Below are 1,548 nucleotides of genomic sequence, written 5' to 3'. Positions count from 1 at the left end.
GTGCTGCAATACGGCCCATGCCGCCTCTCCTTCGTATTTCGAGTGATCTAATTTGAGTGATTTCGTTGATCACCCAGTAACCACGTTTGGGTTAACCGGCATTCAAGAAACACGGTTAAATTTTGGTTTAAGCTGCCCGTCCGCAGCCGTTTTGGCCTGAAGCCACATTTCACGCGGACCCTAGGCGTAAATACGGCCAAAACGCGACAAAGAGATGGAAATGAGGAATTGAAGAGTTGGGGAATTGAGGAACTGAAGAGAGAATTCACTTCAGCTTTTCTCTCAGATTGATCAGCATGCCGTAGATATGGGCATAGGATCGCAGCCAATCGTCGTGTTGTGTCTGGCTGATGTATCCAAGGTCGAACGCATAGGAAATCCACGTCTCCACCTCGCTGCATGACCCCATTGCCATCGAAATGAACCGCGCGAATTCGGGTTTGGAGTGAGTCTGCTTGGCAAATCCTTCAGCCAAATTGGCGCAGATTCCTTTGCTGGAGCGACGCAACTGATCAGCCAGTGCGTATTGCTCCATTTTCGGGAAAGCGAGCTTTATGGACGTCAAGAGAAACCACATAAGCGCGCTTATATACCTCTAGATCCTTCGCGCGATTAATGTAGCCGCCCGCCTTCTCCATTCTTCAGTTCTTCAGTTCCCCAGTTCCTCTATTCAAGCAGCGGCGACCAGGCCGGGTCGGAAGCGAAGTTCGCCGTCGGGATCGATTGTTCGTTGCGTCCGGTCAGATCGACCGAAACCAGTTTGGGCCCGCCGGCGGAATCGCGGAAGAACATCAGCACGCGGCCGTTCGGTGCCCAGGTCGGTCCCTCCTGCTGGAAGCCGGAGGACAGGATGCGCTCGCCCGATCCATCGGTCTTCATGACGCCGATCTGGAATTCGCCGCCGGTCTGCTTGGTGAAAGCGATGAGGTCGCCGCGCGGCGACCATACCGGCGTCGAATAGACGCCGTCGCCAAAGGAAATGCGGGTCTGGCCCGAGCCGTCGGCTCCCATCACGTAGATCTGCGCGCGGCCGCCACGGTCGGAGGTGAACACCGCCTTGCTGCCGTCGGGCGAATAGGACGGCGAGGTGTCGATGGCGGTCGAGTTGGTCAGCCTCGTCGTCGAGCGGCTGCGCAGGTCCATGGCGAAGATGTTGGAATTGCCGTCGTCGCGCAGCAGGCTCATGATCACCTTCTGGCCGTCGGGCGAAAAGCGCGGCGCAAAGGTCATGCCCGGAAAGTTGCCGACCAGTTCGCGCTGCCCCGTTTCGATCTGCAGCAGGTAGACCCGCGGCTGGCCGCTTTCATAGGACATGTAGGTGATTTCCTGCCGGTTCGGCGAGAAACGCGGCGTCAGCACGATCGACCTGCCGTCCGAGAGATAGCGAACGTTGGCGCCGTCCTGGTCCATGATCGCGAGGCGCTTCTTGCGCGCATTCTTGGCGCCGGATTCGTCGATGAAGACGACGCGGGTGTCGAAATAGCCTTTTTCGCCGGTCAGCCGCTCATAGATGGCGTCGGCGATGATGTGGGCGACACGCCGCTGATT

2 protein-coding genes are annotated in these 1,548 nt (G+C 57.8%); both read right to left on the bottom strand.

The window, feature by feature from the left end; translation table 11 throughout:
- Window positions 1-265: 265 nt before the first annotated feature.
- The gene (locus EN939_RS33655) at window positions 266-565 is read right to left on the bottom strand and encodes a four helix bundle protein (protein WP_236383235.1); all 300 of its coding nucleotides are present in this window, start codon (window positions 563-565) and stop codon (window positions 266-268) included.
- A 101-nt stretch (window positions 566-666) separates the two neighbouring features.
- On the bottom strand, window positions 667-1,548 hold an 882-nt coding region (tolB, locus tag EN939_RS33650), incomplete at its 5' end, for a Tol-Pal system beta propeller repeat protein TolB (RefSeq protein WP_127271764.1).

Source organism: Mesorhizobium sp. M7A.F.Ca.CA.002.05.1.1, from assembly GCF_003998335.1.
Lineage (GTDB): Bacteria > Pseudomonadota > Alphaproteobacteria > Rhizobiales > Rhizobiaceae > Mesorhizobium.
This window is presented reverse-complemented; position numbering and strand designations above follow the sequence as displayed.